This is a genomic window from Acidiphilium sp., assembly GCF_049977125.1.
Lineage (GTDB): Bacteria > Pseudomonadota > Alphaproteobacteria > Acetobacterales > Acetobacteraceae > Acidiphilium.
In genome coordinates this window covers 1-5,596 of the sequence record NZ_JBMFGY010000164.1, presented here as the reverse complement: position 1 = coordinate 5,596, position 5,596 = coordinate 1, and the positions used below count along the sequence as shown (strand labels likewise).

Sequence of the window (5,596 nt, the reverse complement as noted above, 5' to 3'; positions counted from 1 at the left end):
CTAGAGCGTTACGCTGAAAGCATCACGCTCTAGCAGCCCCATCCGCTCAACCTGATAATGCCGGCCCAAGGTCGGCATACCGGTCGTCTTGTGGGTTGACTTTTAGGTGAAGACAGGAACAAATAAAGAACATTTCTCACCTCCGAAAGGCTGGTCCCCAACGTGCAACCGGCGCCCGAACTGAATGCGTTACGCGAGACCATCCGGCGGATCGAGGCCGGGGGAAGGCGCGCTTCCGCCGTTCTACCGTTCGGGGTGGCCGAACTCGATGCGCGGCTGCCCGGCGGCGGCTTGGCCCTTGGGTCGCTGCACGAGGTTGCGGGCGGTGGCAATGGCGCAATCGATGGCGCGGCGGCGGCGCTGTTCGCGGCGGGCATCATGGCGCGGACCACGGGGCCGGTGCTGTGGTGCCTGACGCGGCCGGATCTGTTCGCGCCGGCGCTGGCTCAGGCCGGTCTGGCGGCCGACCGGGTGATCTATGTCGAGGCCGGGGATGAAACCGCCGTGATGGCGTGTTTCGAGGAGGGATTGCGCCATGGCGGGCTGGGCGGCGTGGTGGCGGAATTGGGGCGGCTTTCAATGACGCCGTCACGGCGGCTGCAGCTGGCGGCGGAAAGCTCCGGCACACCGGGGATCGCGCTGCGGCGCTGGCGGCGGCAAGCGGATGCCCGTGATTTCGGACAGCCGACCGCCGCGGCGACGCGATGGCGGGTCAGCGCCCTGCCTTCGGTGCCGCTGCCGGTGGCGGGGATCGGGCGGGCGCGCTGGCATGTCGAATTGATCCGGTGCCGGGCGGGCGAAACGGCGGATTTCAACGTGGAGGCATGCGATGCCCAGGGTCGTCTCGGTGTTTCTGCCGAACTGGCCGATCGATCGGTTCACGCGCGACCAGCGGGCCGCGCCGCCCTCGCCTGAAGCGCCGCTGATCCTCGCGGATCGGGAGGGCAGCCGGCGGATCGTTTTCGCGGCGAGCGAAGCGGCGCGCGGCCGCGGTGTGCGGATCGGCATGGCGGTGACCCAGGCGCAGGCGCTGGTGCCGGGGCTTGCGATCAGGAACGCCGACCCGCGGGCGGACGCGGCGGGGCTTGAGCGTCTGGCGCTGTGGGCGCAGCGCCGCTACGCGCCGATCGTGGCGGCCGATCCGCCCGACGGGCTGGTGATCGATGCGACCGGGGCGGCGCATCTGCACGGTGGCGAGACGGCGATGCTGCGCGATGTGATCGCGCGGCTGGCCGGCGCCGGAGTGACCGCGCGCGCCGCGATGGCGGATGGCTGGGGTGCGGCGCATGCGCTGGCGCGGTACGGGGCGGAGAGAATGGTCGTGGCGCCGGAATCCGGATCGCGTGACCTTGTGTCGGCGCTGCCGGTCGCAGCACTGCGTCTGCCCGGAACGATGGTCGCTGATTTAAATCACCTGGGGTTCACGCGGATCGGCGATCTGGCCGATCAGCCACGCGCGCCGCTCGCGCTGCGGTTCGGCCCGCAATTGCACCGAAGGCTGGATCAGGCGCTGGGCAGGCTGGCCGAGGTGATCGAGGCCGCACGCCCGCCGGACCTGATCGAGGTGCGACAGAGTTTCGCCGAGCCGATCGGCGCGGCGGAAACCATCGCCCGCTCCATCGACAGGCTGGTCGGTGATCTCTGCGCCCTGCTGGACGCCAAGGGACTCGGGGCGCGGCGGCTCGACCTCGTGTTACATCGGGTCGATGCGCAGGCGCAGGCGATACGGGTCGGCACCGCGGCGCCGGTGCGCAACGCCACACGCCTGAGCCGGTTGTTGCGCGACCGGATCGGCTCGATCGATCCCGGCTTCGGCATCGAGATCATGACGCTCTCCGCCGCATGGGTCGAACCGTGCGGACCGCGGCAGATGACATCGCTGCTCGCCGCGGCGCCGGAGATCGATATCACCGATTTGATCGATACAATATCGAATCGTATTGGCGCCGATCGGTTGTATCGGTTGGCGCCGGTGGCCAGCGACGTGCCGGAACGCTGCCTGAGCCGGATCGCCCCGACCGCGCCACCGGTCGGCGCGGGCTGGCCGGATCACTGGCCCCGCCCGGCGCGATTGCTGCCCAACCCCGAAGCGATCGAGACGCTCGCCCTGCTGCCCGATCATCCACCGGTCAGCTTCACCTGGCGTGGCATCCGCCGGCGGGTCAGACGCGCGGATGGGCCCGAACGCGTGTTCGGCGAATGGTGGAAGCGCGATGCCGAGATGATCGCGGTGCGGGATTATTTCCGGATCGAGGATGACGCGGGCGAGCGGTTCTGGGTGTTTCGCGCCGGGGATGGCGAGCATGCCGCGACGGGTTCGCAGCAATGGTTTCTGCACGGGATTTTCGGGTGAACGCCACCGCCTATGCCGAGTTGCAATGCACCTCGCATTTCAGCTTTTTGCGCGGCGCCAGCGGGTGCGACGAGTTGTTCGCCCAGGCGGCGCATCTCGGCATCGGGGCGCTCGCGATCACCGATCGCAACAGCCTCGCCGGGATCGTGCGCGGCCATGTCGCGGCCAGGGAAGGCGGGATTCGCCTGATCGTCGGCTGCCGGCTCGATCTGAGCGATGGCATGGCGCTTCTAGTCTACCCGATCGACCGGGCGGGCTATGCGCGGCTGTGCCGCCTGCTCTCGCTCGGCAAGCAGCGCGGCGGCAAGGCGCGGTGCCGGCTCGACTGGTCCGATGTGGCCGCCTTTGGCGAAGGGTTGATCGCGGTGCTGGTGCCGGACGCGGCGGATGCGAGCTGTACGCGTAACCTGCGCCGCCTGCGCCAGGTTTTCGGCGATCGGGCGTATCTGGCGCTGACGCTGCGGCGGCGGCCGAACGATGCGCTGCGGCTGTTCGAATTATCGGAGCTGGCGGCGCGCGCGCGGGTCGCGACCGTGGTGACCAACGATGTGCTGTTCCACGCCAGGGAGCGGCGGATTCTACAGGATGTGGTGACCTGCATCCGCCATGGCTGCACCATCGACGATGCCGGGTTTCGCCGGGAGCGCCATGCCGATCGCTATCTGAAACCGCCGGAGGAGATGTGGCGGCTGTTCGCCCAATATCCCGAAGCGGTGGCGCGGACGATGGAGATCGCGGACCGGTGCCGGTTCTCGCTCGATGAGTTGCGCTATCAATATCCCGACGAAGTGGCGATCCCCGGCCGCGCCGCGCAGGAGGCGCTGACCCGGCTGACCTGGGACGGCGCGGCACAGCGCTATCCGGAAGGGGTGCCGGAGCCGGTCGCCGCAACGCTGCGCCACGAGCTGGAACTGATCGGGAAGCTCGCCTACGCGCCGTATTTTCTGACGGTGAACGCGATCGTGCGCTTTGCCCGCAGCCAGGGGATTCTGTGCCAGGGGCGCGGCTCGGCGGCCAACAGCGCGGTCTGCTACGTGCTCGGAATCACCTCGATCGATCCGGCGCGCAATGATCTGTTGTTCGAGCGGTTCATTTCGGCGGAACGGCGCGAACCGCCGGACATCGATGTCGATTTCGAGCACGAGCGGCGTGAGATCGTCATGCAATGGGTGTTCGAGACCTATGGCCGGGATCACGCGGCACTATGTTCCACCGTGATCCGCTATCGGACCAAGGGGGCGTTGCGCGATGTCGGCAAGGCGCTCGGACTGCCGGAGGATCTGATCACCGCGCTGAACGCGCAGGTCTGGAGCTGGTCCGACGCGGGAATCGAACCCAAACATACCGCCGAGCTGAACCTCAACCTCGATGACCGGCGGTTGAAACTGGCGATCGGGCTGGCGCGGGAGCTGATCGGCACGCCGCGCCACCTGTCGCAACACCCGGGCGGGTTCGTGCTGACGCGCGACCGGCTGGATGAGCTGGTGCCGATCGAACCGGCGGCGATGGACGGGCGTCAGGTGATCGAATGGGACAAGGATGACATCGATGCGCTGAAATTCATGAAGGTCGATTGCCTTGCGCTGGGCATGCTGTCCTGCCTGCGGCGCGGGTTCGATCTGCTGGCGCGGCACAAGGGAATCGACCTCGATCTGGCCACGATTCCCGCCGAGGACGCGCGCACCTATGCAATGATCCGGCGCGCCGACACGCTGGGCACGTTCCAGATCGAAAGCCGGGCGCAGATGGCGATGCTGCCGCGAATGAAGCCACGGACCTTCTATGATCTGGTGATCGAGGTGGCGATCGTGCGGCCGGGGCCGATCCAGGGCGATATGGTGCATCCCTATCTGCGCCGGCGCGAGGGCAGGGAGGCGGTGGTCTATCCGAAGCCGGAACTCGAGGCGGTGCTCGGCAGGACGCTCGGCGTCCCGTTGTTTCAGGAGCAGGCGATGCGCGTGGCGATCGCCTGCGCCGGGTTCAGCGCGGGCGAGGCGGATCAGCTGCGGCGCTCGATGGCGACGTTCAAATTCACCGGCGGCGTCTCGCATTTCCGCGACAAGCTGGTGAGCGGAATGGTGGCCAACGGCTATGAGCGGGATTTCGCCGAACGCACTTTCGCCCAGCTCGAAGGGTTTGGCAGCTACGGGTTTCCCGAATCCCACGCGGCATCGTTTGCGCTGATCGCCTACGCGTCGTCCTGGTTGAAATGCCACCATCCGGACGTGTTCTGCGCCGCGCTGCTGAACGCCCAGCCGATGGGGTTCTACGCGCCGGCGCAGATCGTGCGCGACGCGCGCGAGCATGGCGTTGCGATCCGGCCGGTCTGCATCAATGCCTCGCGCTGGGATTGCACGCTGGAGCCGACCGATGCGCCGGAGCGGTGCGCGGTTCGGCTGGGGCTGCGGATGGTGGCGGGGATCGCCGTTTCACAGGCGGCGGCACTGGTGGCGGCGCGTGCCGATCGGGCGTTTGCCTCGGTCGATGATCTGTGGCGGCGGGCCGGGATTCCGGCGGCGGCACTGGTGCGGCTGGCCGAGGCCGATGCGTTTCTGCCATCGCTCCACCTGGCGCGGCGCGAGGCGCTGTGGGCGATCAAGGCGCTGCGCGACGAGGCGTTGCCCCTGTTCGCGGCGGCCGGCGAACGCGGCGGGCAATCGGGGGCGGAACTCAGCGAGCCGACGGTCGCCCTGAAACCGCTCACCTGCGGTGGCGAGGTGGTCGCGGATTATGTTCATCTCGGCCTGTCACTGCGCGCGCATCCGGTGGCGTATCTGCGCGGGGAATTGCGGCGCGACGGGATGGTGAGCTGTGCGCAGGCCATGGGCGCGCGTGACGGCGCCTTGCTTGACGTCGCGGGCATCGTTCTGGTGCGCCAGCGGCCCGGTTCGGCCAAGGGGGTGATGTTCATCACGATCGAGGATGAAACCGGCATCGCCAACCTCGTGATCTGGCCCGGGCTTTACGAGACCCAGCGCCCGATTGTCCTGACCGCCGGCATGATCGCCGTGCGCGGGCGAGTTCAGCGCGAGGGCGAGGTGGTTCATCTGATCGCGCAGCGGCTGACGGATCTATCGGCAGCGCTCGCCAGCATCGCCGGGCGCGACGATGCAACGCCGCGCGCTAATCCAGTCCCCGCGGCGCGGAACATTTTCGTGCCGGACCGGCATATCGACGCCATCAAGGTGAAGACGCGTGATTTCAGGTGAGGGCCGCGTGGCAGGCGCCTGCTGCCGGCAAAGG

At 68.3% G+C, this 5,596-nt stretch carries 3 protein-coding genes; all 3 read left to right on the top strand.

Annotated features, from left to right (window positions below):
- Nucleotides 1-162 precede the first annotated feature (162 nt).
- From ACP5E6_RS15745 to ACP5E6_RS15735, 3 genes are read left to right on the top strand one after another with little or no spacing between them, the layout of a single operon-like run.
- On the top strand, nt 163-915 hold the full coding sequence (locus ACP5E6_RS15745) for an ImuA family protein (protein WP_427955631.1): 753 nt from the start codon (nt 163-165) through the stop codon (nt 913-915).
- Entirely contained in the window at nt 830-2,353 is a 1,524-nt protein-coding gene (locus ACP5E6_RS15740) for a Y-family DNA polymerase (RefSeq protein ID WP_427955630.1), read from the top strand. The genes ACP5E6_RS15745 and ACP5E6_RS15740 overlap by 86 nt, the downstream gene beginning before the upstream one ends.
- On the top strand, nt 2,326-5,562 hold the full coding sequence (locus tag ACP5E6_RS15735) for an error-prone DNA polymerase (RefSeq protein WP_427955628.1): 3,237 nt from the start codon (nt 2,326-2,328) through the stop codon (nt 5,560-5,562). Before ACP5E6_RS15740 ends, ACP5E6_RS15735 begins: the two co-directional genes overlap by 28 nt.
- Nucleotides 5,563-5,596 lie beyond the last annotated feature (34 nt).

What these genes read in the sequence shown, in the direction of transcription:
- ACP5E6_RS15735 (WP_427955628.1), top strand. Translation starts at nt 2,326, where the DNA reads ATGGTTTCTGCACGGGATTTTCGGGTGAACGCCACCGCCTATGCCGAG.
- ACP5E6_RS15740 (WP_427955630.1), top strand. Translation starts at nt 830, where the DNA reads ATGCCCAGGGTCGTCTCGGTGTTTCTGCCGAACTGGCCGATCGATCGG.